The sequence below is a fragment of the Nocardia sp. NPDC058058 genome (assembly GCF_042885355.1).
In the GTDB taxonomy this organism is placed as follows: Bacteria; Actinomycetota; Actinomycetes; order Mycobacteriales; family Mycobacteriaceae; genus Nocardia.
In genome coordinates this window covers 324339-347094 of the sequence record NZ_JBHVSA010000002.1, presented here as the reverse complement: position 1 = coordinate 347094, position 22756 = coordinate 324339, and the positions used below count along the sequence as shown (strand labels likewise).

General features: G+C 66.3%; 15 protein-coding genes. 6 read left to right on the top strand and 9 right to left on the bottom strand.

What is annotated here, in order from left to right:
- Positions 1-64: 64 nt before the first annotated feature.
- A complete protein-coding gene (gene eccA / locus ACFVUS_RS16650) occupies positions 65-1900 on the bottom strand; it encodes a type VII secretion AAA-ATPase EccA (protein ID WP_387766415.1) in 1836 nt (611 codons plus the stop codon).
- Positions 1901-2054: 154 nt separating this feature from the next.
- Here eccA and eccD point away from each other — a divergent pair, with 154 nt between their 5' ends.
- From eccD to ACFVUS_RS16625, 5 genes are read left to right on the top strand one after another with little or no spacing between them, the layout of a single operon-like run.
- Positions 2055-3530, top strand: a complete 1476-nt coding sequence (gene eccD / locus ACFVUS_RS16645; RefSeq protein WP_387766412.1) for a type VII secretion integral membrane protein EccD — start codon at positions 2055-2057, stop codon at positions 3528-3530.
- Positions 3527-4951, top strand: a complete 1425-nt coding sequence (gene mycP / locus ACFVUS_RS16640; RefSeq protein ID WP_387766409.1) for a type VII secretion-associated serine protease mycosin — start codon at positions 3527-3529, stop codon at positions 4949-4951. The genes eccD and mycP overlap by 4 nt, the downstream gene beginning before the upstream one ends.
- 18 nt (positions 4952-4969) lie before the next feature.
- Positions 4970-8992 (top strand): type VII secretion protein EccCa, encoded by a 4023-nt coding sequence (gene eccCa / locus ACFVUS_RS16635; protein WP_387766406.1) that lies wholly within the window; start codon positions 4970-4972, stop codon positions 8990-8992.
- Positions 8993-10456 carry an FtsK/SpoIIIE domain-containing protein gene (locus tag ACFVUS_RS16630; RefSeq protein ID WP_387766403.1) on the top strand — a complete coding sequence of 488 codons (1464 nt, stop codon included), beginning with the start codon at positions 8993-8995 and terminating at the stop codon, positions 10454-10456.
- A gap of 23 nt (positions 10457-10479) precedes the next feature.
- Positions 10480-11937, top strand: a complete 1458-nt coding sequence (locus tag ACFVUS_RS16625; RefSeq protein WP_387766400.1) for a serine/threonine-protein kinase — start codon at positions 10480-10482, stop codon at positions 11935-11937.
- A gap of 17 nt (positions 11938-11954) precedes the next feature.
- On the opposite strand, the gene ACFVUS_RS16620 is transcribed toward ACFVUS_RS16625, so the two are convergent.
- Positions 11955-12536 (bottom strand): GNAT family N-acetyltransferase, encoded by a 582-nt coding sequence (locus tag ACFVUS_RS16620; RefSeq protein WP_387766397.1) that lies wholly within the window; start codon positions 12534-12536, stop codon positions 11955-11957.
- Positions 12533-13372 (bottom strand): GntR family transcriptional regulator, encoded by an 840-nt coding sequence (locus tag ACFVUS_RS16615; RefSeq protein ID WP_364640825.1) that lies wholly within the window; start codon positions 13370-13372, stop codon positions 12533-12535. The genes ACFVUS_RS16620 and ACFVUS_RS16615 overlap by 4 nt, the downstream gene beginning before the upstream one ends.
- A 286-nt stretch (positions 13373-13658) precedes the next feature.
- On the opposite strand from ACFVUS_RS16615, the gene ACFVUS_RS16610 reads away from it, so the two are divergent.
- Positions 13659-14054, top strand: coding sequence for a DUF4254 domain-containing protein (locus ACFVUS_RS16610; RefSeq protein WP_387766393.1), 396 nt, complete (start codon positions 13659-13661; stop codon positions 14052-14054).
- 56 nt (positions 14055-14110) lie between these two features.
- Here ACFVUS_RS16610 and ACFVUS_RS16605 read toward each other — a convergent pair whose 3' ends face one another.
- From ACFVUS_RS16605 to ACFVUS_RS16580, 6 genes are all read right to left on the bottom strand, one after another.
- Positions 14111-15997, bottom strand: coding sequence for a serine/threonine-protein kinase (locus ACFVUS_RS16605; protein WP_387766390.1), 1887 nt, complete (start codon positions 15995-15997; stop codon positions 14111-14113).
- Positions 15994-17853, bottom strand: a complete 1860-nt coding sequence (locus ACFVUS_RS16600) for a serine/threonine-protein kinase (RefSeq protein WP_387766387.1) — start codon at positions 17851-17853, stop codon at positions 15994-15996. Before ACFVUS_RS16600 ends, ACFVUS_RS16605 begins: the two co-directional genes overlap by 4 nt.
- A 64-nt stretch (positions 17854-17917) precedes the next feature.
- Positions 17918-19090, bottom strand: coding sequence for a hypothetical protein (locus tag ACFVUS_RS16595; protein ID WP_387766384.1), 1173 nt, complete (start codon positions 19088-19090; stop codon positions 17918-17920).
- Between the two features lie 114 nt (positions 19091-19204).
- On the bottom strand, positions 19205-20569 hold the full coding sequence (locus ACFVUS_RS16590) for a flavin monoamine oxidase family protein (protein WP_387766381.1): 1365 nt from the start codon (positions 20567-20569) through the stop codon (positions 19205-19207).
- 167 nt (positions 20570-20736) lie between these two features.
- On the bottom strand, positions 20737-21783 hold the full coding sequence (locus ACFVUS_RS16585; protein WP_387766378.1) for an agmatine/peptidylarginine deiminase: 1047 nt from the start codon (positions 21781-21783) through the stop codon (positions 20737-20739).
- Positions 21783-22748 carry a nitrilase-related carbon-nitrogen hydrolase gene (locus ACFVUS_RS16580; protein ID WP_387766375.1) on the bottom strand — a complete coding sequence of 322 codons (966 nt, stop codon included), beginning with the start codon at positions 22746-22748 and terminating at the stop codon, positions 21783-21785. The genes ACFVUS_RS16585 and ACFVUS_RS16580 overlap by 1 nt, the downstream gene beginning before the upstream one ends.
- Positions 22749-22756: the final 8 nt, after the last annotated feature.

The following is a 22756-nucleotide window of genomic DNA, read 5'->3' as shown; positions in this document are numbered from 1 at the left end:
GCACACCCTCGTTCACAGCCAACCCCCTCCATAAAACGGCGCGCCGCATTACCCGCGGCACAACCTATTCAGCTGCGGACGATAAACCCAGTGAGCTCAGCAGCGTGCTGAGCGCCGCCTTCATATCGGGCGCCTCGATGCGCATGAGCGCCGCCTCGTCGATATCGCTCAGATCGATCGATTCGTCATTGGCGAGCCGGAATTCGCGCTCCTCCTCGGCGGCCTCGATCAGGTTGCGGATGAAACGGCCGTTACCGGCCACATCGACGCCGCGCCGCGGCTGCCCGCTCTGATCGGTGCTCTCCAGGTCGTAGAGCTTCTGACACGTCCGCACCAGCTGCTCCATGGCGCCGTCGGACAGTTCCGAATCCCGTTTGTGCGCAATGACCTGCCCGATCTCACCGAGTTCGGGCGCGGTGTAGGACGGGAATTGCAGGCGCTTGGCGAAACGCGAGGCCAGACCGTCATTGGCGGCCAGGAAGCGGTCGATCTCGCCGTCGTATCCGGCGATGATCACCACCAGCCGATCGCGATCGTTCTCCATGCGGGCCAGCAGCGTGTCCACCGCCTCGCGGCCGAACGCGTCACCGCCCGAAAGGCCCTGCTGGATAAGGGTGTACGCCTCATCGATGAACAGCACGCCGTCCATGGCGGTATCGATCAGCTTCTCGGTCTTGATGGCGGTGGAACCCAGATGCTGGCCCACGAAATCCGAGCGCTTGGTCTCCACCACCTTCTCGGTCTTGAGAATGCCCAGGCCGCAATAGATTTTGGCGACCACGCGCGCGATGGTGGTCTTACCCGTTCCGGGCGGACCGGTGAATGCCAGGTGCTGACCGCGCGCCGAACTCGAAAGTCCCTTCTCCGCACGGATTTTCGCCAGCTGCGCACTCGATTGCAATTTCGCGACCTGGGTCTTCACCGCGGCCAGGCCGATCTGCTTATCCAGCTCGGCGCGCGCCTCGGCCAGGATCACCTTGGCGCGATCCTCGTTCTCGGCCTGCCGCTTCTCCTCCAGCGACGGCGCGGACGCCGGATCCCATTTATCGGTGCGCGCCTCGATCACCTCCTTGGAGGTGACGGTGATCCGGTACGTCCGATCACGCATGGCCGAGGTGTTGGCCTCGAAATCCGGGGCCTGCGAGTACACCTTCTCGAACAGCGCCTGCGCCTCATCGGCCTCGCCGGTCTCGCGCAGGCACAGGCCGCGGCAGAACATGGCGGCGGTGCGGGCGGCCGGAATCGGTCCCGCTTCGGCCTGTTCCATGCGGCGGATGGCCTCACCGAACAAACCCAGCTGCGCGCACGCTGTGCCGACCATCACATGTGCGCCCGCGGCGAGGTACGGATCCTCCCATGCCTCGGAGCCCGCCAGCACGGTCATCACATCGGACCAGCGCTGGCTGTTGTAGTGCAGAATGCCGCGCACGTATTTGGTGACGCGGCCGTCGATCTCGAAGTCCGGTTCATTGGCCCGCGCCCGGCGATGCTGCTCGAGTTCGTTCAGTACGACCTCGGCCTCGCCGTACTGCTTCTCGGTGATCAGCTGGGCCGCGTACGCCAACCAGATCTCGGTGAAACTGGCCAGCGGGTAATCGATGTAGAGACCCGGCAGGAAACGTCCGGCTAACACCCGCGGCGGTAGCCCCAACCGCCGCTGTTCCCGTCCCAGTGAGATGGTGCTGCACTTGTACAGGTTGTGTAGAACGTCCTTGGTTACCTCACCCGCTACCGCCCGGCCGAGCCAGGCGTCACACATGGTGGGATCCCACTCGGTCGCGCGCTGAAAGGCCAGCTTCGCGTACTCGAGATCCTTGTTGGACTCCTGCCCGTCGATGCTCAACCCCAGTGAGAGCACGCCGGCGTCGAAGGCGCGTTGTGCCTGACGAGTGTCGATCATCGTAGTCGAACCCCGAATTCGTTGAACCTGGTTAGGCTTTCGTTCACAATCCCCATCCGCAGGTGCGGATCGCACAGTTGCGGACAGTCGGATACATTATGGTTAACCGCCCTGGGCGGGCAACTGTTACGAGGGTGAGGGAGCAGTTCAGCTAGTGACCGCACAGTCGATCAGCGGTTTGGGAGCCGCTGAACCCGAATTGTGCCGTGTGTCCGTCATCGGGGGGAATACCCAGCTCGACGTCGGTCTGCCGGCAAACGCGCCGATCGCCGCCTTCATCGGCGATCTGGTGCGTCTCATCGAATCACGCAATCCGGATCCGCTGGGCGGCGAAGAAGGGGGAACGCCGCTCCAGCCACAACATTGGACGCTGGCCAAACTCGGGCGCGACATGATCGCGCCCAGTCAGACGCTCAATGACGCCGAAATCTACGACGGTGAACTGCTGGTGCTGCGCGCCGTCGCGGCCAAGGAAGCGCCCGCGCTCTTCGACGATGTGATCGACGCGGTCTCGCGGCTCACCTCCGAGGAGTTCCGAGGCTGGTCACCGGCCTCGGCGCGGTGGACCGGACTGTGCGGCGCGATTGTCGCGACGCTGTTCGCGCTGTTCCTGGGCGCGGTATCGCGCGGTGCGGGAGACCAATTCGTCGCACCGGCCATGCTGCTCGGCGGTGCGATCGCGGCACTGGTCGCGGCCATGATCGCCGAACGCAAATACGGCGATGAGCTGACCGCGACGGTGCTCACCCTGCTGTTGCTGCTGCTCACCTTCGGTGGTGCGGCGCTGGCCGTCCCGCACGAACTGGGCAGTCCGCACGTATTACTCGGGGCCAGTGCGACTTTGCTGGTCGCGGTCGTCGGATACCGGATGATCCGGACCGGCGCGGCCATTGTGTCCGCGGCCGTCACGCTCGCCATCTTCATCGGCGGAGCCGCCGCGGCGCGCCTGATCTGGGACACCGAACTGCCGAAGCTCGCCGCCGGAATTCTGGTCGCGTCGATTCTGCTGCTCTCGGCCGTACCGCGATTGGCCGCCATGCTGGCCCGGCTGCCGGTGCCGCCGGTGCCCACCGCCGGTGCGGCGATCGATCCCGCCGATCACGAACCCCGGCCCACCATCGAGGGCATCGGCGCGATCGGCGCGACCGTATTGCCGTCGGCGCACGGGCTCGGATTGCGCGCTCGCATCGCCAATCAATTCCAGACCGGCATGGTCGTCGGCGCGGCGATCGGCGCGACCTTCGGGGCCGTGGCCGCCGCCGATCCGCTGGGTGGCGCACGCTGGCAGGGCATCGCGCTGGCGGTGGTCGTCGCGATCATCCTGTGCCTGCGCGGGCGCGCCTTCGCCGATCTGACCCAGGCTTCGGTCCTGATCGCCGGCGGTGGACTGACTTTCGTCTCGCTGCTGGTCCTGCTGGCGTTCGAGGATGACGGCATGCCGCTCGTCTCGGCGGGGCTGCTGCTCGTTTTCGCGGTGGCCGCCATTGTCTTCGGCGTCATCGGCCCGCACATCGAGGTGACCCCGGTGACCCGGCGCTTCAACGAGATCTTCGAATACGGCCTGATCGTATCGATCGTCCCGCTGGTGCTCTGGATCTCGGGTGTCTACTCGATGGCGCGCAACATATGAGAGCGCTCGGCGGAGGCTGGTCGCGAATTCTCTGTGCCACAGCGGTTCTCGGTGTCGCGCTGCTGGGCCCGCAGGGCATCGCGGCGGCCGAGGTCAAGCAGCCGTCGATCGATGACGGCGCGCTCGGCGACGCCATTGCTCTCAGCGGTAAGCCCGCACCGCCGGAAACCACTGAGAAGCAGCACTTTTGCGCCGAACCGTTCATGAGCGGCACGTCCGCGAAGGATGCTCCGGTCGCACAGCGGGTGCTGAATCTGCCCGCCGCTTGGCAATTCAGCACGGGGGCCGGGGTGAAAGTCGCGGTCATCGATACCGGTGTTTCCCGGCATCCGCGGCTGGGGCCGGTGGAAGTGGGCGGTGACTACGTCTCCCCGGACGGTGACGGGACCGTCGACTGCGATGGGCACGGCACCGCCGTCGCCGGAATCATCGCCGCGCGGCCGAGTTCGGATGACGCCTTCGTCGGTGTCGCGCCCGATGCCGAAATTCTCGCCATCCGGCAGAACAGCGAGTACTACAAGGCCAAGAACGCGTCCGGTGGCGATGAGCCGGGCAAGATCCACGGTTCCGGTTACGGCAATATGCGGACGCTGGCCGCCTCCATCGTGCGTGCGGTGAATATGGGCGCGCAGGTTATCAATATGTCGCTGGCAGCCTGTTCCACCGCTACCGCGACGCCCGAGGACGCTGCGGTGGGCGCGGCGGTGAAGTACGCCTACGACCGCAATGTCGTCGTGGTGGCCGCCGCCGGAAATGTGGACTCCTCCAGCGGATGTGGGCAGAATGCCACCGCCGGTTGGAAGAATGTGAGCACCGTGGTCAGCCCGGCCTGGTTCAGTCCCTATGTGCTGAGCGTCGCCTCGGTCACCAAGGACGGCAGTCCGGCCGACTCCTCGATGCACGGCCCGTGGGTCGGCGTATCCGCGGTCGGGACTTCGATCGTGTCACTGGACAACAAGCCCGGCGCCACCGGACTCGTCGACGCCACCGGGTACGGCCAGGACGGCAAGCCGAACCTGCTCAACGGAACCAGTTTCGCCGCACCGTATGTCGCCGGACTGGCCGCGCTGGTCCGTGCCGAGTACCCGGATATGACCGCGCAGGAAGTCATGAACCGGATCACCCGCACCGCGCACAATCCGGGTGGGCCGACCGGACGCGACGACCGCGTCGGCTACGGCCTCATCGATCCGCTCGCCGCGCTCACCGCGCAGCTGCCCGCGCAGGCGGTCAATGTCGGCGCCGATAAACCGCTCGCCATCGCCCCGCTCGAAAAGCCCGCCGGGCCGGACGCTTTGCCGCGTCTGGTCGCCGTCATCGGGTCCATCGTCTGTCTCGCCGCGCTGGGAATCGGTCTCGCACTGTCGATTCCATTCCGGCGCGCCCGCCGCGACGACGAGCTGCCCGACCTCGATTCTTAGACGACCGGAGAAACACTCATGGCTACAGAAGGTTTCGTCCGCAGACCGCGTATCGCGCCGCCGCGCGCGCCCGGCGGTGAGATGGCGCTCACGCCGCCGCCGGAGATTCCGCGCGCGGTGCCCGGCAACCTGCTCAGCAAGCTGATGCCGGTGGTCATGGTCGTCGCCATGGTCGGCATGATCGCCATGATGGCGATGATGGGGCGGTCGATTCTGACCAACCCCATGATGATGATGTTCCCGATGATGATGATCATGTCGATGGCGGGCATGTTCATGGGGCAGCGCAGCGGCGCCAAGAGCGCGGGCGAGCTCAATGAGGAACGCAAGGACTACTTCCGGTACCTCGACCAGACCCGGCGCGAAGTGCGGCGCACCGCGCTCAAGCAGTTGGAGACGCTGGTCTGGAGTCATCCCGAGCCCGCGGATCTGCATTCGGTCGTCGGCACCCGGCGCATGTGGGAGCGGCGGCCCAACGATCCCGATTTCGGGCATGTGCGGGTCGGCATCGGAACCCACCGGCTCGCGGCCAAACTCGCGCGACCCGAGACCGGGCCGCTGGAGGATCTGGAGCCGGTGTCCACCGTCGCGCTGCGGCGGTTCGTGCGCACGCATTCGGTGGTGCATCAGCTGCCGACCGCTGTGTCGCTGCGCGCCTTTCCGGCCATCAATGTCGAGGGACCGGCCGAGGACGCGCGCAGGCTGGTGTGGGCCATGCTCATCGAGCTGTGCGCCTTCCACGGACCCGATCACGTCGCGGTCGCGATCGTCTGCGCCGATCCGCATTCCGAGACCTGGGCGTGGGCGAAATGGCTTCCGCAGCTTCAGCATCCGACCCAGCGCGACGGTATGGGCGCGGCGCGCATGATGTATCGCTCGCTCGGGGAGTTCGAGACCGCGCTGGCCGATGATCTGCTCGAGCGCGGGCGGTTCATGCGCAATCCGCAACCGACACAGGGGCGTCTGCACTTCGTCGTGATCGTCGACGACGGTTATGTGAGTGGTTCCGAACGGCTGATCAGCGAATCCGGTTTGGACGCGGTCACCGTCATCGATTTGAGCGCGGCGGAGAACTCGCTGGCCGCGCGGCGCGGATTGCAGCTGGTGGCCTCGGGCGGGGACGTCTTCGCCAAGAGCGCCGCGGGCACCGAGAAGTTCGCCACCGCCGATAACGTGACTTTGGCCGAGGCCGAGGCATTCTCGCGCAGTCTGGCGCGGTTCCGCGTTGCCACCGCCGCGCAGATCGTGAGCCTGGGGGACAACACCTCCACCGCCGATCCCGGTCTGATGGCGCTGCTGAAGATTCCGGACGCGGCGCAGATCGATCCGGCCAAGGTGTGGCGGCCGCGCTACGGGCGCGAACGCCTGCGCGTGCCGATCGGCATCACGCCCGACGGCACGCCCGTCGAGATCGACATCAAGGAATCCGCCGAGAACGGTATGGGGCCGCACGGGCTCTGCATCGGCGCGACCGGTTCCGGTAAGTCGGAATTCCTTCGCACCCTGCTGCTTTCGATGGTGGCCACGCATTCACCCGATCAGCTGAACCTGGTGCTGGTCGACTTCAAGGGTGGTGCGACCTTCCTGGGTATGGATCCGCTGCCGCATGTCGCGGCGGTCATCACCAACCTCGAGGAAGAGCTCTCGCTCGTCGACCGTATGCGCGACGCGCTCGCCGGTGAGATGAACCGGCGACAGGAATTGCTGCGCACGGCGGGCAATTTCGCCAATGTCACCGATTACGAGAAGGCGCGCGCGGCGGGTGTGCCATTGGATCCGCTACCCGCTTTGTTCGTGGTCATCGACGAGTTCTCCGAATTGCTGTCGCAGAAGCCGGATTTCGCGGATCTGTTCGTCATGATCGGCCGACTCGGCCGGTCGCTGCACGTGCATCTGCTGCTGGCCTCGCAGCGACTCGAAGAGAACAAGATGCGCGGGCTCGACTCGCACCTTTCCTACCGCATCGGTCTGCGTACGTTCTCCGCCAACGAATCTCGCGCGGTGCTCGGTATCACCGATGCCTACCACCTGCCGGGTATTCCGGGCTCGGGTTACCTCAAGAGTGACGCGTCGGATCCATTGCGGTTCAACGCCACCTATGTCTCCGGGCCGTATGTCGCGCCGCGCGCCTCGCGGCAGTTGGACGGGCGGGCCGTGGCCGAAGCGCCGCCGCGCGAATTCACCGCCGGGCCGGTGGAAATGCTCGCGCTGCCCGAACCGGAGAATCCGCTCGATCCGCTGGATCTGCTGCCGCCGCCTCCGCCCGCGGACGAGGGCATTCCCGACACCCTGCTCCAGGTCGTGGTGAAACGCCTTACCGGACACGGCCGTCCGGCGCACGAGGTGTGGCTGCCGCCGCTGGACGAATCGCCGACCGTCGATATGCTGCTGCCCGATCCCGAGTGGAGTTCGCCGGTCAACCGGCACGGACAGCTGTGGATGCCCATCGGCATCATCGACAAGCCGTACGAGCAGCGGCGTGATGTGCTCACCATCAGCCTGTCCGGCGCGCAGGGCAATGTCGCGGTCGTCGGCGGCAAGCTCGCCGGTAAGTCCACCGCGCTGCGCACCATCATCATGGCCGCGGCGGCCACGCACACCCCCGAGCAGATGCAGTTCTACTGCATCGACCTCGGTGGCGGCAGTCTCGGCAGTATGGCTGGTATTCCGCATGTGGGCTCGGTCGCCAGCAAGCTCGACGTGGATCGGTTGCGCCGCACCATTTCCGAGCTCATCACCCTGCTGCATCAGCGCGAGGAGCGCTTCGCGCAACTGGGCATCGAATCGATGGCCGAGTTCCGGCGGCGCAAGCACGCCGCGCTCGCGGCAGGGGCCATGGACGATCCGATTCTCGCCGACAAGTTCGGTGACGTCTTCCTGGTCGTCGACGGCTGGCAGCAGTTCCGCGATGACTTCGACACGCTCGAAGGATCGGTGAGCGCCCTTGCGGCGCAGGGTCTTTCCTACGGTATCCACGTCATCGTGAGCGCCAACCGCTGGGCCGAGATCCGGCCCAATATGAAGGATATGATCGGCACCCGCATCGAATTGCGGCTCGGCGATCCGTCGGATTCGGAAATGGGACGACGGGTCGCGGTGAACGTTCCGGTGAACCAGCCCGGGCGCGGTCTCACCGCCGATCCGCTGCATCTGCTGATCGCGTTGCCGCGCTTGGACTCCGATACCGATCCGACCACGCTGCCCGAGGGTGTGGGCGCGGCCAAGGAACAGATGGCCGCGCTGTACGGCGATCGCCGCGCACCCGAGGTGCGCATGCTGCCGATGAGCGTGCCGCGCGAGCAGGTACTGCGGCTCGCGCACGCGCACGGTATCCAGCAGAGTCCGACCAAGGTCGTCGTCGGGCTCGGCGAATCCGAATTGCAGCCCCTGGCACTGGATTTCAGTGCCGACCCGCACCTGATGATCTTCGCCGACGTGGAGAGCGGCAAGACCACCGCGCTGCGCAACATCATCCACGGCATCGCCGAGAGCTCCAATGCCGAACAGGCCCGCGTCATCCTCATCGACTACCGCCGCACCCTGCTCGGTGCGCTGGAAGGCGATCAGCTGGCGGGCTATTCGACTTCCTCGCAGACCTGCGGGCCGATGATCCAGGAGGTCGTCAACTACCTCGGCAAGCGCATCCCGGGCTCCGACATCACCCCGCAGCAGCTGCGCGAACGCAGCTGGTGGAGTGGTCCGGAGATCTACATCATCATCGACGACTACGACATGGTCGCCACCAGCGGCATGATGAATCCCCTTGCCCCGCTGGTGGAATACCTCCCGCAGGCACGAGATATCGGCATGCACGTCATCGTCACCCGCCGCATGGGCGGTGTTTCCCGCGCCCTCTACGACGGTGTCCTGGGTGCCATGAAGAACATGTCGGTGGACGCGGTGCTGATGTCCGGCCCGCGTGATGAAGGCAAGATCATCGGCGAACTGCGCCCGATGAAATTGCCTCCGGGCCGCGGCATCCTGGCCTCGCGCAGCCGCGGCCAGGAGATGATCCAGTTCTGCGATCTGCCGGGGCTGTAATTGCCGGAAGTCGAGGTGCTGCGGGTCGACCTGTCGGGTGAACGCGGCCATGTGATGCTGATCGGCGGGCCGGACGCCGATCAGCGGGCCGTGCTGCACGAGCTGATCAATGGGATCGCGGTGCTGCACACGCCCGAACAGGTGCAGTTCTACTTCATCGATATCGGGCGCAGGCTGGCGGACCTCGCCACGCTGCCGCACGTCGGGGCGATCGCCGGTAAACGTGACGATGAACTGGTGCGGCGCATCGTTCTCGAGCTCGCGGCACTGCTGCGTCGGCGTCAGGAGAGTTTCGCCCGGCTGGGAATCCGGGATATCGCGGAGTTCCGGGACTGGCAGCACAGCGCCCGTGCGGCCGGGGCGATCAATGATCCGGAGCTGCGGGACGGATACGGAGATGTCTTTCTCGTCGTCGACCACTGGATGGTGCTGACCGAGGAGTTCGAGGACCTGGTACACAGCGTCAATGTGCTCGGACACGAGGGCCTGGCGTACGGCATCCACCTCATTCTGGTCGCCTCCAAGAGGTTCCAGATTCGGCCCCTTCTGCATGACGTGATCAAGACCGAGATCGATATGTCGCCCGACTTTCCCTCGGATCGTTTGGTGCGTCCGATGCTCGTGGTCGAACCGCTGTTCGGCGAGCCCGCCGCCGTCGAGTCACGGGGCGCATCCCGAGCACCCGAAATTCGGCTGCTGCCAACCGATATCACCCGCGCGGAAGTGCTGCGCCGGGCAGAGTCGCACGGGATCAGCCAGGGCGCCACCAGAGTGGTGCTCGGCATCACCGAATCCGAATTGCAGCCGCAGGCGGTGGATTTCGACATCGATCCCCATCTGCTGATCCTCGGTGACACCGAATGCGGCAAGACCACGGTGCTGCGCAACATTATTCGCGGCATCACCGACTTCACCGGGCCGGAGTGGGCGCAGATCTTGGTCGTCGACCCCTGCCGCACGCTGCTGGGCGCGGTCCCCAGCGAATATCTGGCCGGATACGCCACCAAGCACGATTCCACCACCACCCTGATGCGGGACCTGGCCGACTACCTCGCCAAGCGTCTCCCCGGCCCCGACCTCACCCCGCGGCAGATCCGCGAACGGGACTGGTGGACAGGTCCGGAGATCTTCCTCCTCGTGGACGACTATGAACGAGTGACCCGCCCGGGCTCCGCCAGCCCCTTCGCGCCCCTCATCGAATTGCTCCGGGAAGCACAGCATCTCGGCTTCCACCTGATCCTCACCCGCCGCATGTCGCGTGTGCGCGATGCCTTCACCACCGACCCATTCCTGGCCGCCCTGCACACCACCGCCCCCGCCGTCCTCCTGATGTCGGGCTCCCGCGACGAGGGCAGAGTCATCGCCGATACCCGCCCAATGCCGCTACCCCCGGGCCGAGCCATCTTCGTAACCCGCCGCACCACACCGGATCTCATCCAACTATCCAACCTCCCCGGCACTTAGCCTCCGAACATGAAGGCAGACAAGTGATTCCAGGCCCAGGCACCACCCTCGGCGGCTACCTCCTCGAACGCCAGCTCGGCAGCGGCGGCATGGGCACCGTCTACCTCGCCCGCCACCCCGCCCTCCCGCGCCACGACGCTCTCAAGGTCCTCTGGCCCCACCTCGCCGCCGACCCCGAATACCGCGCCCGCTTCGAACGCGAAGCGAATATCGCAGCCGCGCTGGACCATCCGAACATCGTCTCGGTTCTGAACAAGGGCGAAGACCGGGGCTGCCTGTGGATCGCCCTGCAATACGTCAACGGCACCGACGCCGACAGCGCGCTGGCTCGTGAACCCGCCACCATGACCCCCGATCGAGTGCTGCACATCATCACCGAGATCGGCAAGGGACTGGACCACGCCCACGGCGCAGGCCTGCTGCACCGAGACATCAAGCCCGCCAACTTCTTGCTGACATCCGCCACGCCTGGCGAAGAGCGTGTCCTGCTGGCCGATTTCGGCATAGCCAAGCCCACCGAGGACGCAACCCAACTGACCAAGACCGGCACTTTTCTGGCCACCCTCGCCTACGCATCCCCGGAACAGCTCTCCGGCCACGCCCTCGACCCCCGCAGTGACATCTACAGTCTCGGCTGTTCCTTCTACCGCCTGATCACCGGCCAAAACCCCTACCCCGCAACCCAACCCCTCAATGTGATGATGGCCCACATCAATGATCCGGTACCCCGTGTCACCACCGTTCGCCCCGACCTGCCTCGCGCCCTCGACGATGTCCTGACCCGGGTCCTCGCGAAATCCCCGGCCGACCGCTATCCCAGCTGTGCGGAATTCATCGCCGCCGCGGCAGCGGCGCTCGGGACTGCGACAGTGAGGTCGTACAGCCATCCCGGTGCACGCGTCGACGCGATCCGCGCAGCGGATGTCACCGAGGTTCTCGGTGCGTCGCCTGGGCAGCGAAATGTCGCGTGGAAGGCCCTCGGCGCTGTTGTCGCCTGCCTTCTCATCGTGGTGGCGGTGGTCTACGCCGTCGAAAAGAGTGGGCGGACATCATCTCCGGGCATGCCCGGCACCACGAATGCCGTTGCCGAACTGCAGGATCCGTGTCGCCTGCTGACCGAGGAGTCGCGTATCGACGCGCAGACGCCGAAGCGGTACACGTCCGACCACGGCAAGTCCTGTACCTGGGAGCCCAAGGGCGCCGACGGCATCGGGGTCGCCATCGATCTGCTCACCTCGGGCATACCCGCTGTCAGTCAGCCGAAATATGAGCCTATCCGGATCGCGGGCGCGATCGACGGGCAGCAACTCAACTTCAGCTCGTCGAATTGTGCGGTGTTGTGGCCCACCGGATTCGGTCACGCCAAACTCAGCGTGACAGGAAAAGACAAAGGTAAGGGGAAGGACAAAGGCGCGGCCGACGATGCCTGCGCGATCGCGGTGGACCTGGCCGGCACGGTGTCCGCGAAGCTGCACCGCTGAGCGCCGTCGTCCCCTCCCTATCCGACATGCAGTTGCGGAGTGGCGGGGAGGGACTCGGGAAGGCTGCGGGTGGAGAGCCAGCTGGTGGTGGGGCGTTCGAAGAGGGCGCCGGAGGGGCCGGTGGCTTCGGGGCCGGCGAAGCGGGCTTGGCGGAAGCCGGCGCGGATGTAGTAGGCGTGCAGGTCGGCGTTGGTGGTCCAGGCGTCGAGGCGGACCCAGTCCCGATTGGCTTGGGCGGCAAGGTGAGCCGCCTTTTCCAGCAGGGCGTGGCCGATGCGGTGACCGGCGAAGCGGAGGTCGACGATCATGTAGTGCACGATGACGGCCTCGGCTATTTCGCCGGGGGACCACAGACCCTCGTCGGCGCGGTCGTTGACCGTGATGGTGCCCGCGGGCTCGCCCTCGATCTCGGCCATCCAGGTCTCGCCGTTGTCGACCGCGCGTGCCACCGAGCGGACGAAGGTCTCGATGGGCAGGCCGCGACCGGCCCGGGTCCATTGATCGCTACCGCGGGCGGCCAGCCAGCTGGTGCGTTGGAGCCGGAACCGGGTGATGGTTCCGATATCGGTGTGGCGGGCCGGGCGTAGGTGTGGGGTCATGACGAGCCGGGTAGGAGCGAGCTCTCGAAGGAGTGGGAGTTACCGGGCGGCGGTGGGGCGCCGAGTGTTTTGCGAATGATGTCCGTACCTGGGTCGTCGCCCAGCTCGTATGCCAGACGGTTGCGGGCCGCCGTCGAACGATGGCGGGTGACACGCGTGATGCGTTCGTGGTTCGCGCCTATGCGCAGGTGGTCCAGCAGGATGGTGCCTGGACCGACGCCGAGCACGGCGGCCTCCTCAGCGGTGGCCGGGCGCGCGACGACGGTATCCCGATGCGCGGTTTCGGCGAAACCACGCTCGGCGAGTCGGCGTGTCGTACCTTCCGGTATGTCGTACGGATGGTCGATACCGGTGGCCTCGGCGAGATCGCGAGGGTAGAAGCTCACCTCCCAGGACCACGGTTCGTTGTCCAGGTACTGCATGACGGTGCGCGAGACCACCCACGAATCCCGTTGCACCCCCAGCCAATGCGCGACGTCCGGACTGGCCGGTTCCATCCGCGCGCTGAACTGCTTGGACGGCTCGCGACCCGCCGCGCGCGCGATCTCCACGAAGATATCGTGGGCCGCACGCGGCCGGTCCGGCCGAATGTGGTTGGTGACAACCGATTCCAGCACCTCTTGACTGCGTACGATGGTGCCCCTGGAAGTCGCCGTGTAGACCAGGTTTTCGGCAACCAGGAGCTGAATCGCGTTGCGAGCGGTGGTGATCGAGACTTGCATCTGATCAGCCAGCTCGTTATGGCTGGGTAGTCGATCGCCCGGTTTCCACTTGCCGGCGCGGATCTCCTCGCGGAGGAGGTCTGCGATCCGTTGGTATCTCGGACCGTCCGCCATCTCGCTCCTCGGTTGTTGCTTCAAGGCCCCGAAGTCTACTCCGGGTGCCGAATCGCCGTGTAAGGCTTGACAGGCACATTCTGAGGTTTATTGTAATGAACGTCCTGAATGCGGTGTTGTACGTCGATGAACGTGAGGCAACGTGGCTGGTTCGGAGACATCAAATACGGTCGTTGTGGCTTTGCCTGATATGTCCGATCAATATGCGGACGTAGACACGCATGCCCTCACGAGCGGCCTATTGCCGACCTCCGATCTACTTTTACGCGCCTGCCGCGGTCACCGCGTGATCGGCGGACCCCTGCTGTGGTTCGCCCATGATCTCGCGGTGCTGCATGAGCGGCGCATAGTCGGCAGGGGTGGTATCGGCGCCGAGACCGATCCCACCGCAATCATCGAAAACAAGCGTCGCCGAATCGAATTGGTGATGGCGATCGATGATTGGATCGTGCGGTCCATTCCCCAGCACCGGCTGGGTGCGACCCTGCACACCGAAACGGTCGGATCGGTCATAGATCGATTGGCGGAGGCGTCCATTCGCGCGCACCACGCGTTGATGACCCTTGACGCGAACGACGAAATGCTGCACGGCGCTTGGCACCATCTAGCCGAATTGTCGGATGCCTACGACGATCTCGTGCGCGATGTGCTCGCCGGACGGCGTCGACTGCCCGCCTGGTAAGCGTGCTCCGGCGGTCCGGGTCCGAGGGTGGCCCGGACCGCATTCGGAGGCGATGGTCAATTTGCCTTGGGCAGTTGTCCTATGAGGGCGTTCAGTATGGATTTCACTGTGTCGCAGTACTGTTCGCGCCCGCCCTTCGCCCCGTCGATCCGGACATCCACGATCTCCTGGAGGTCTGCCACGGTGCGGTGGGAGTACACGAACTCGCAAGTCGAAGTGAGACTGGACATTTGAGGAAAAGCGGTCTTACCGTTCGCCAGTTCGACACCGGCGTCCAGGCGCATGGATGCCATGTCCACCGCCCGCATGCTGACTTCCAGTGTCGCGGAGCCTTCCCAGTGGCAGCTGTGTGCGGTGGCCACCGGCGGCGTCTGCGACAGCGGGCCGATTGCGGTGTCCAATGCCGTGCGCGGGATGACCCCGCATACGTCTACCCCGGCCAGAGATGCGGTATCGGAGCGTTCGGGGGCCGTGGCACGGGTGGCGAGCAGCCGCTCGATCAGATGGGTGGCGAAGTCGCAGTTCGGTGCATTGGCCAGATTGACGGTAATGCCCCAAATTTGTTGGTCCTCAGCGAGATCGACAGCCCGATCGCAGCCCACATTGCCCGAGCCCTCGGTCCCGAGCAGCGTGAAACCGTCGACCTTTCCTACGATGTCCCGGATCGGCGCGGTCGTCTCGCCCGCCTGCACGGTCATGCGCTGCGCGCCGGACCTGGCATTGCAACCCCAGATATAGGTGGAGCCCATCGTCCAGTTCCCGGGATCGGTGTCCCAGCCGGACCCCGCCGGGACCGATCCGCTCAGTGCCTGTCGCACCCACGCGCATACGTCGGCCGCACGCAATGTGGATAGCGTCGTATCGGCCCCCGGCCGCGCCTGTGCGGAACTTTGCGAATGCTTCCAGGTGAGTACGCCCGCGACGAGCGCGACCACCGCCAGCAGCGCGGCAACGCCGAGCCAGGTCACCTTCCGCCGATAACCCGATGCGCCGCCCGCCCGCGACCGACCGGCGGACCGGGAAGTCCGCGAGGCCACCAAGGTCGCGTTCGGATCGCTCGCGATGCCCGCGAACTCCCGTTCCTGGCGCTCGATCGCGTCCCGGATCGTATCCGGCCACGGCGCCGGACCCTCGGGCTGTCGGCCCAACCACGCCAGCAGTTGAGCCGGGGTCGGCCGGTGGTTCGGATCCTTGTCAAGACAGGGCTCGATGAGCGATCGCAGTTCCGCCGGAACCGCATCCAGATCCGCGGCGCCGTGCGCGATTTGGAACAGGGTGTAGGCCAGCGATGCGGCCTGGAACGGATTGTTTCCGGATGCCGCCGTGGCCAGCACCGAACCCAGGGAGAACATATCGCTCGCCGCCGTAACCGGTTCGCCCAGTGTCTGTTCCGGTGACATGAACGCGGGCGAGCCCAGCGTGGACCCGGTTTCGGTGAGCCCGCCGGGATTCTCGGTCATGTACGCGATACCGAAATCGATGACGCGCGGGCCATCGGCGGTCAGTAGTACATTGGCGGGCTTGAGATCCCGGTGCACCAGTCCGGCGCGATGAATATCGGCCAGCGCCACCGCGAGCCCCGCGGCCAGTGCGCGCACCGCCGGAACCGGCAGCGGGCCGTATTGCTCGATAGCCCGGTTCAATGGCACGCCGATAACGAAAACGGAAGCCAACCAGGGTGTCTCACCGTCCACATCGAAATCGACCACCGGTGCGGTGAACGCGCCCGACACCCGCGTGCCGGCCGACACCTCTCGCTGGAACCGGGCGCGGTAACCACGCTGATTCAGCAGATGTGCGTGCACCTGCTTGATCGCCAATAGTCGTCCGTCCGGTCCGGCCCCGAGCAGTACCCGGCCCATACCGCCCGAGCCGAGCACCCCGAGCACCCGGTACCGGCCGATCGTCCGCGGCTCATCGGGCGTAAGCGGTTGTACCGTCATGATTTCGGCAGTTTGGCGATGACATCGGTCAGCAGGTCCTGTGCCCTGGCGCATTTGTCGACCTGCCCCGAACGGTCCGAGACCGACACGCTGGCCACCTCGGCCAGCTTCCCCGAGGTCGGGCGCGCCATGTACGCGAGGGTGCACACCGAATCCACGGCCGAGCGGTACACGGTGTACCGATCCAGTTGCGTCTTCTCCATACTGCTGTCGGGCCGGGTCGTCTCCACCAGCGCGAGGCGCACGGCCGCCGTGTCGCCACTGATCGTGCACTCGTGCGGTATGGCGCTTCGTTTACCCGGATCGCCGGTTATGTTGCGACTCTTGTCGATATCGAGCACCGCGCAGGGGTCGAGCCGCAGCAGCGATTCCTGCGGCAGTGCGCGCAACGGTGCGAACACCGTCAATTGCCGGACCACCGCGACCAGAGCGCGCTCGGCGATATCGCACTGATCGCCATTCGGACCCTGCGCGGTGAGCTTCAGCGCGACCTGCCCGCCACTCTGGGTGATCACCGACCGGTCGCAGATGTTGTATGAGGCCTTACCGCCGAAGATCGGGGTCCAGCCCACGGTGTGGCCGGTGTTCTCCGACGGAACGAGAGTTTCGGAAAGGGGCGCTCCCACTTGCAGTGTGAACGTCATGTTCTTGTTCGACGCATCGGCCAGCGGTAGCGAACAGTCGCCGAAGATGTTCCGCTCCGGATCGGTCTTGCGGGTGCCGAACTTGCCGGACAAGGTCATGTCGAGCAGTTTGCAGCCGTCCAGCGTGCGCAATTCGGTCGCGGTGAGCGCCAGCGACGGATCATTCATGGGCTCCGGGTGCCCGCTCGTGCCCGCCCATCGGCTCGCCGCCACACCGCATCCGGCGAGCATCAGCACCGCCGCCGCACCGGCTGCCAGCCACCGCAGCAGCTCGCGGCGGCGAGTCTGTATGTCCGCCAATTGATCCTGATACTTCGACTGCTTCTCCGCTGTTCGCGCCCACCATTCCGAATCGGCGCGGTGAGCGCCGATCCGCTCGCGCACCGGCTCCGGCCACGCCGGTTCCGCGGTGATGGCGGCGGTGGCCGTGAGCACCTCCTCGACGGTGGGGCGTTGCGCGGGATCCTTCGCCAGGCACGCGTCGACCAGCCCGCGCAGCGAGACCGGCACACCCGCGGTGTCGGGAGCCGAATGCGCGATGGCATAGAGGATCTGCGGCGTCGACGTACCCGGGAAGGGGCCCGAACCCGTTGCCGCGAAGGTCAATACGGCTCCGAGGGAGAACACGTCGGTGGCCGGGGAGACCGGGCGGCCCTCGGACTGCTCCGGTGAGGTGTAGCCCGGAGAGCCGATGAGCTGGCCGGTCATGGTCAACTGCCCGTCGGGCTGCTCCACCCGGGAGATGCCCAGATCGATCACCCTGGGCCCCTCGGGCGTCAGCAAGACATTGCCGGGCTTGAGGTCTCGGTGCACCAGACCGGCGCGGTGGATCTCCATCAGCGCCGAGGCCAGCCCCGCCGCCAGCAGCCGCAGCCCGCCCAGATGCAGCGGCCCCTCCTCCTCGATCACGGCTCCCAGATCCGGGGCGGCGATGTACTCCGTTGCCAGCCAGGGATTCTCCGGATCGGCGCTGTTGTCGACCACCGCGGCGGTGTACGCGCCGGTGATCATCCGCCCGGCCTGCACCTCGCGCTCGAACCGTGCCCGGAACTCGGGATCACCGGCCAGATGCCGGTGAATCTGTTTGACCGCCACCAGCCTTCCGGTCGGCGTACGGCCCAGGAACACCCGGCCCATCCCGCCCTGGCCGATCACCGTGAGCAATCGATTCTCACCGAGCCATTGCGGATCCTGCGGCATGAGCGGCTTCATCGCGAGCCTCCTGCGAATAGTGCTCGTGCGGATGGTGCTTTCGCGAATAAGGACATGCGCCGTCTCACTGTGGATCCGACAGGATCGAGTCCTCGGCTGCCGCCAATCGGCGCACATCGATATCGGTGTTGCTGAAGACCTTGGCCACGTATTCGCCGCGGGTGATCAGACAGCGGTACCTGGACGCGTCGGGCGACCGCGGATTCGGTTCCTTCAATTGCGCACAGCTGATCGAATCCCTTTCCGCCACACCTTTCATCGGGGTGAAGTCCGTTTGCGTAGCCTCGATGAAGTGCCGGGTGAACTCGATGGCAGCGGTGTTATCGCGCAGCCGGTACAGCATCTTGTTGTAGGACACCGCGATCGAGGTCAGGCCCCGGGAACTGTTCGCCTCGAAATCCGCCGCGGGTTTGGCGGAGGCCGCGGCGAACGCGCGCGTGCTGTAGACGGCGAAGGTGTGCTCATCCGGGGTGTAGTCATCGGTCTTGACCAAACGCGGCAGTAGGCCGTCCGGATCCAGACGTAGGTTCGGCAGATCCGATGCCGCTGTGGGAGTGAATCTTTCGAGCGCCGCCAACTGCAATTGCAGGGCCTTGGTGACCTGCTGGGCGAGCTTGCCGAAATCCGGCTCCGGGAGTTCGGCGAACACCCGGATGACGACCGATTTCCAGGAGATCCAACTGCCCAGCGTCGGCACCCCGGGCCGCCAATGATTGATGGCGGCCGGATAGGCGTCCAGGACGACCGGAACATTGTCGGGATTGATCAGGAAATCCGCGTGCTCCATATCGCGGGCCGCCGCCGCGGCCGTCTGCTCATCGGGAAAGGCGAGCAGCGAGACGGCCAGGAACTTCTTCGAGGTCTCCGCCGGATCGAACGGCTTGTTCCCCGACAGCGCGCTGTACCCACCGAGAATCGAATACCCCTTGAGCGCTGCCCGTTGCGGCCCGGACAGAGTGCTGTCGTCGATACCGGTGCTGTCCACCAGCACCCCGCCTCCACGCCCCGCCGTGAGATCCGGATCGACCTCGTTGCCGAGCACGATGCGCTCGCCGAGGCGCAGTGATTCCGCGAGAATCCCCCTCGCCCGGCTGGGTCGCTGATCGAAATCACCACTGATCCGATGCGTGGGATACGAGCCGTAATCGACACCGTCATCCGAATTGCCACCGCAACCGCTGACCAGCAGCACCGCACCCAATGCGGCAACGGCGAATCGACCCGACCTGAACCGCATAATCCCCCCACACCGCGTCGGCGGTGGTTCCCTCCCGATCCGTACAACTCGCACGAACCTAGCACCGGCCGCCCGATGAGACCATCGGGCGGCCGGAGGGGTGCTGTGCCGAACTCAGACCAGACTGCGCTCGGCGACAATGGCTGCCGCCACGCGCTGGCCCATGCGGACCGCGCCGTCGACGTGCTGGAAGCCGTGGCCGGCGAGGTCCGAACAGGCGAAGTGCATGGGGCCGATGGGGTCGCGGTGGTCGTGGCCGTAGCGGGTCATGCCGCCGAAGTCGAAGCTGACGCCGTAGGCGCCGCGGGTCCATTCCTCACTGCCCCAGTCGGATTCGTAGAAGACGACCGGGTTGGCTGCTTCGGGGCCGAGGTAGCGGACCAGGCAGTCCAGGGCGGCGGCCTTGCGCTCGGCGGGGCCCATGGCGAAGTAGGCGTCGGCCTGTTCGTGCGCGATGAAGCCGACCATCGCGCCGTTGTCGACGCCGTGGTTGGTGTTGTCGTAGACCTCGGAGACCATGTCGGTATCGCTGAAACCGGTTCCGGACAGGCCCTTTTCGCGCCAGAACGGGGTCTCGTACACCGCGTGCACCTTGACCACGAAGCCGAAGGACATGTGCTGGTACATCTGGTGGCGGCGGCGCGGCAGCGGGGGATCGAAGCTGATGCCCGCGTACTGGGTGGGCGGCACGGCCAGCACCACGCGGCTCGCGCGCACCTCGAGATCGCCGTCGGCGAAAACGGTGACGCCCGCATCGGACCACCCGATCTTGCGCACCGGCGCGCCCAGGTGCACATCGGCGCCCAGCGAGGCGGCCAGGCGTTGCGAAACCTGTTGCATGCCACCGATAACGCGCTTGTCGAGCATGAAGGTGTCGGTGGCCAGCGCGGTGTAGGAGCCCTGCGCGGCGGCCATATGCAGCGCCTGCAGGGTGGAGAAGGTGTGCGCGGGCTTGGTCAGCATGGCGCCGGCGACGAAGAACGAGACGGTCTCGCGGGCGTACTCGTTATCGGACTGGCGCTCCAGCCACATGCTGAACGGCACCGAATCCAGTTCCGCCGCTTGCGGATGCGCCCACGGCTCCCACGCACCGACCTCGGCGGCGAGGCCGTCCAGCAGGGCGATGAGCCGATCAATCTCGGCCGCGGTCTCGGCGGGGGCGGGGAACACGTCACCGGTGAACTGCTGCCGGGTGCCATCGGCCGCGAGGTACACCGATTCGCCGTCGCGGTAGCGCGAGAAGGTCCGCAGACCCAGTTCCTCGACCAGCGCCAGCGCGGCGGTGTGGTGCGGGGACAGCCACTGGCCGCCGATCTCGATCATCGCGCCTTCGATATCACCGGTCCAGGTCCGGCCGCCGACCCGATCGCGGGCTTCCAGCACGGCCACCGACAGACCGGCCTTGCGCAGTTCGGCGGCGGCCGTCAGACCGGACGGCCCGGCACCGACGATCACGACGTCACGAGTGATGACAGCCACGAGAGCTCCTTACCGATACATTCGGAAACTTCGGATAACCCGAAGGTTGCTACTTCAGTATGTGCGCGCGGTCACGATTGTGCCCGCGCCGTTTCGGTGAGCCGGCCCGCCCCTCATTCGCCACTTCGGCGTGCGCGGGCCGGATCACCTGCTGACCTCGGCGCTGGTCAGCGAGCCGGAAGCGGCTCGTTCTGGGTGATGCAGTGGATGCCGCCGCCGCGGGCGAAGATCTCCCGGGCGTCCACGGTCACAATGGTGCGGCCCGGGTACACCCGGGCCATGATCTCGGCGGCCTCGGCATCGTTCGGGTCGTCGAACCCGCAGAGGATGACCGCGCCATCGCAGACGTAATGGTTGATATAGCTGTAGTCCACGAAGCCCTCCTCATCCCGCAGCGTGCGCGGGGCGGGCACCGGGATCACCTCGAAAGGCGTTCCGGTGGAAGAGGTCTCGGCGGCGAACTGCTTCATGAGTTCACGGCTCAGCTCATGATCGGGGTGCTCGGGATCGCGCTGATCGTGCACCAGCACCACACCCGGCGACGGCAGCGCCGCGACGATATCGGCGTGCCCGCGGGTGCCGAAGCGCTGCGAATCCCGCCAAAGCCCGCGCTGCAGCCAGATCGCGGTATCGATGCCGATGGTGCGCCGCAGTTCGGCCTCAACATCCGCCCGGGTCAGGCCGGGATTACGGAAGGGGTCCAGCTGTACGGTCTCGGTCAGGATGACCGTGCCCGCACCGTCGACCTGGATACCGCCGCCCTCGTTCACCAGCGGTGAATCGATGACCGGCACCCCGGCCGCCTCGGCGACCGCCCGGCCGATCTTCGAGTCGTTGTCCCAGCGCGCCCAATCCTGTTGTCCCCAGCCATTGAACACCCAGTCCACGGCCGCGACGGAACCGTCGGCGGCGTGCACGAAGGTGGGCCCGATATCGCGCATCCAGGCGTCATCGAGCGGCGCTTCGAGAATGTCGATCGCGCCGGAGAGCTGCTGTTTGGCGGCACCGATATCGGCCGGATCGACCACCATGGTCACCGGCTCGAATTCGACCACCGCATGCGCCACCGCGGTCCACGCCGCGCGCGCCTCGTCGACCGCCTCGGGGGTCGCGGTGATCTCCGAACCGGCGGGCGGGAACGCCATCCAGGTCCGGCGATGCGGTGCGTGCTCGGCGGGCATCCGCCAATTCGATTGATTCCCAGCGGAACTCATCACGCCCTCCCGAACGGGTGCGCGCGATCGACCGGCTCGGTCAGCCGGGCGTAGGTGTCCGGGCGACGCGTCTCCAGGAACGGGAACAGCGTCAGCCAATCCTTGCGCTGATCCAGATCCAGATCCGCGACCAGCACCGCGGACTCGTCGCGCGGCGCCTGCACCAGAATGCGGCCGTACGGATCGGAGATGAAAGATGAACCGTAGAAGGTGATTTCGCCTTCATTGCCGTACCGGTTGGGCACGATCATGAAGGTGCCCGCGGTGATCCCATTGCCCACGATCACGTGCTGCCACAGCGGCTGGGTGTCGAATGCCGGGAACGACGGCTCCGAACCGATCGCGGTCGGGTAGACGATGATGTCCGCACCGGCGAGCGAGTACATCCGGGCGACCTCCGGGAACCATTCGTCCCAGCAGGTCGGCAGGCCGATGCGGACGTCGCCGAGGTCGGCATGGCTGTGCGGCCGGTACGCCTCCTCGGTCGCGGGACCGGCGCGGAAGTAGGTGTCCTCGTAGTAGCCGTCCGTCACCGGAATGTGCAGCTTGCGGGTGCGCCCGACCAGTTCACCGGTGGGAGACACCAGGATCGCGGTGTTGAAGCCCAGCCCGTCGCCCTGATCGGCGTGCTCGTACAGCGAGGCGTGCACGAACACGCCGTGCTCGATCGCCGCCTTCGCCGCGAAGGTGAAGGTCGGCCCGGTGGCCAGATCCTCGGCATCCGCACCGGGATTCGCGCCACCGCGCTCGAAGGCCGGGTACTTGCTGAACGTCACCTCGGGCAGGAAGACCGCCTTGGCGCCCAATTCGGCGGCCTTGGCAATGCCCTCGTTCAGTTCGGCGCGCACGGCCTCGGCGTCGGCCTGCCAGCGATGCTGCACCAGGGCCACCCGCAGCGGCGCACGCACCGGGGCGTCGACCCGCGCGTGCGAGACGGGCGGTTCCAGACGGGTGATGACATTCATGACTACTC

What these genes read in the sequence shown, in the direction of transcription:
- eccA (WP_387766415.1), bottom strand. Translation starts at nt 1,900, where the DNA reads ATGATCGACACTCGTCAGGCACAACGCGCCTTCGACGCCGGCGTGCTC.
- mycP (WP_387766409.1), top strand. Translation starts at nt 3,527, where the DNA reads ATGAGAGCGCTCGGCGGAGGCTGGTCGCGAATTCTCTGTGCCACAGCG.
- eccCa (WP_387766406.1), top strand. Translation starts at nt 4,970, where the DNA reads ATGGCTACAGAAGGTTTCGTCCGCAGACCGCGTATCGCGCCGCCGCGC.
- ACFVUS_RS16620 (WP_387766397.1), bottom strand. Translation starts at nt 12,536, where the DNA reads ATGACCCCACACCTACGCCCGGCCCGCCACACCGATATCGGAACCATC.
- ACFVUS_RS16615 (WP_364640825.1), bottom strand. Translation starts at nt 13,372, where the DNA reads ATGGCGGACGGTCCGAGATACCAACGGATCGCAGACCTCCTCCGCGAG.
- ACFVUS_RS16605 (WP_387766390.1), bottom strand. Translation starts at nt 15,997, where the DNA reads ATGACGGTACAACCGCTTACGCCCGATGAGCCGCGGACGATCGGCCGG.
- ACFVUS_RS16600 (WP_387766387.1), bottom strand. Translation starts at nt 17,853, where the DNA reads ATGAAGCCGCTCATGCCGCAGGATCCGCAATGGCTCGGTGAGAATCGA.
- ACFVUS_RS16595 (WP_387766384.1), bottom strand. Translation starts at nt 19,090, where the DNA reads ATGCGGTTCAGGTCGGGTCGATTCGCCGTTGCCGCATTGGGTGCGGTG.
- ACFVUS_RS16585 (WP_387766378.1), bottom strand. Translation starts at nt 21,783, where the DNA reads ATGAGTTCCGCTGGGAATCAATCGAATTGGCGGATGCCCGCCGAGCAC.
- ACFVUS_RS16580 (WP_387766375.1), bottom strand. Translation starts at nt 22,748, where the DNA reads ATGAATGTCATCACCCGTCTGGAACCGCCCGTCTCGCACGCGCGGGTC.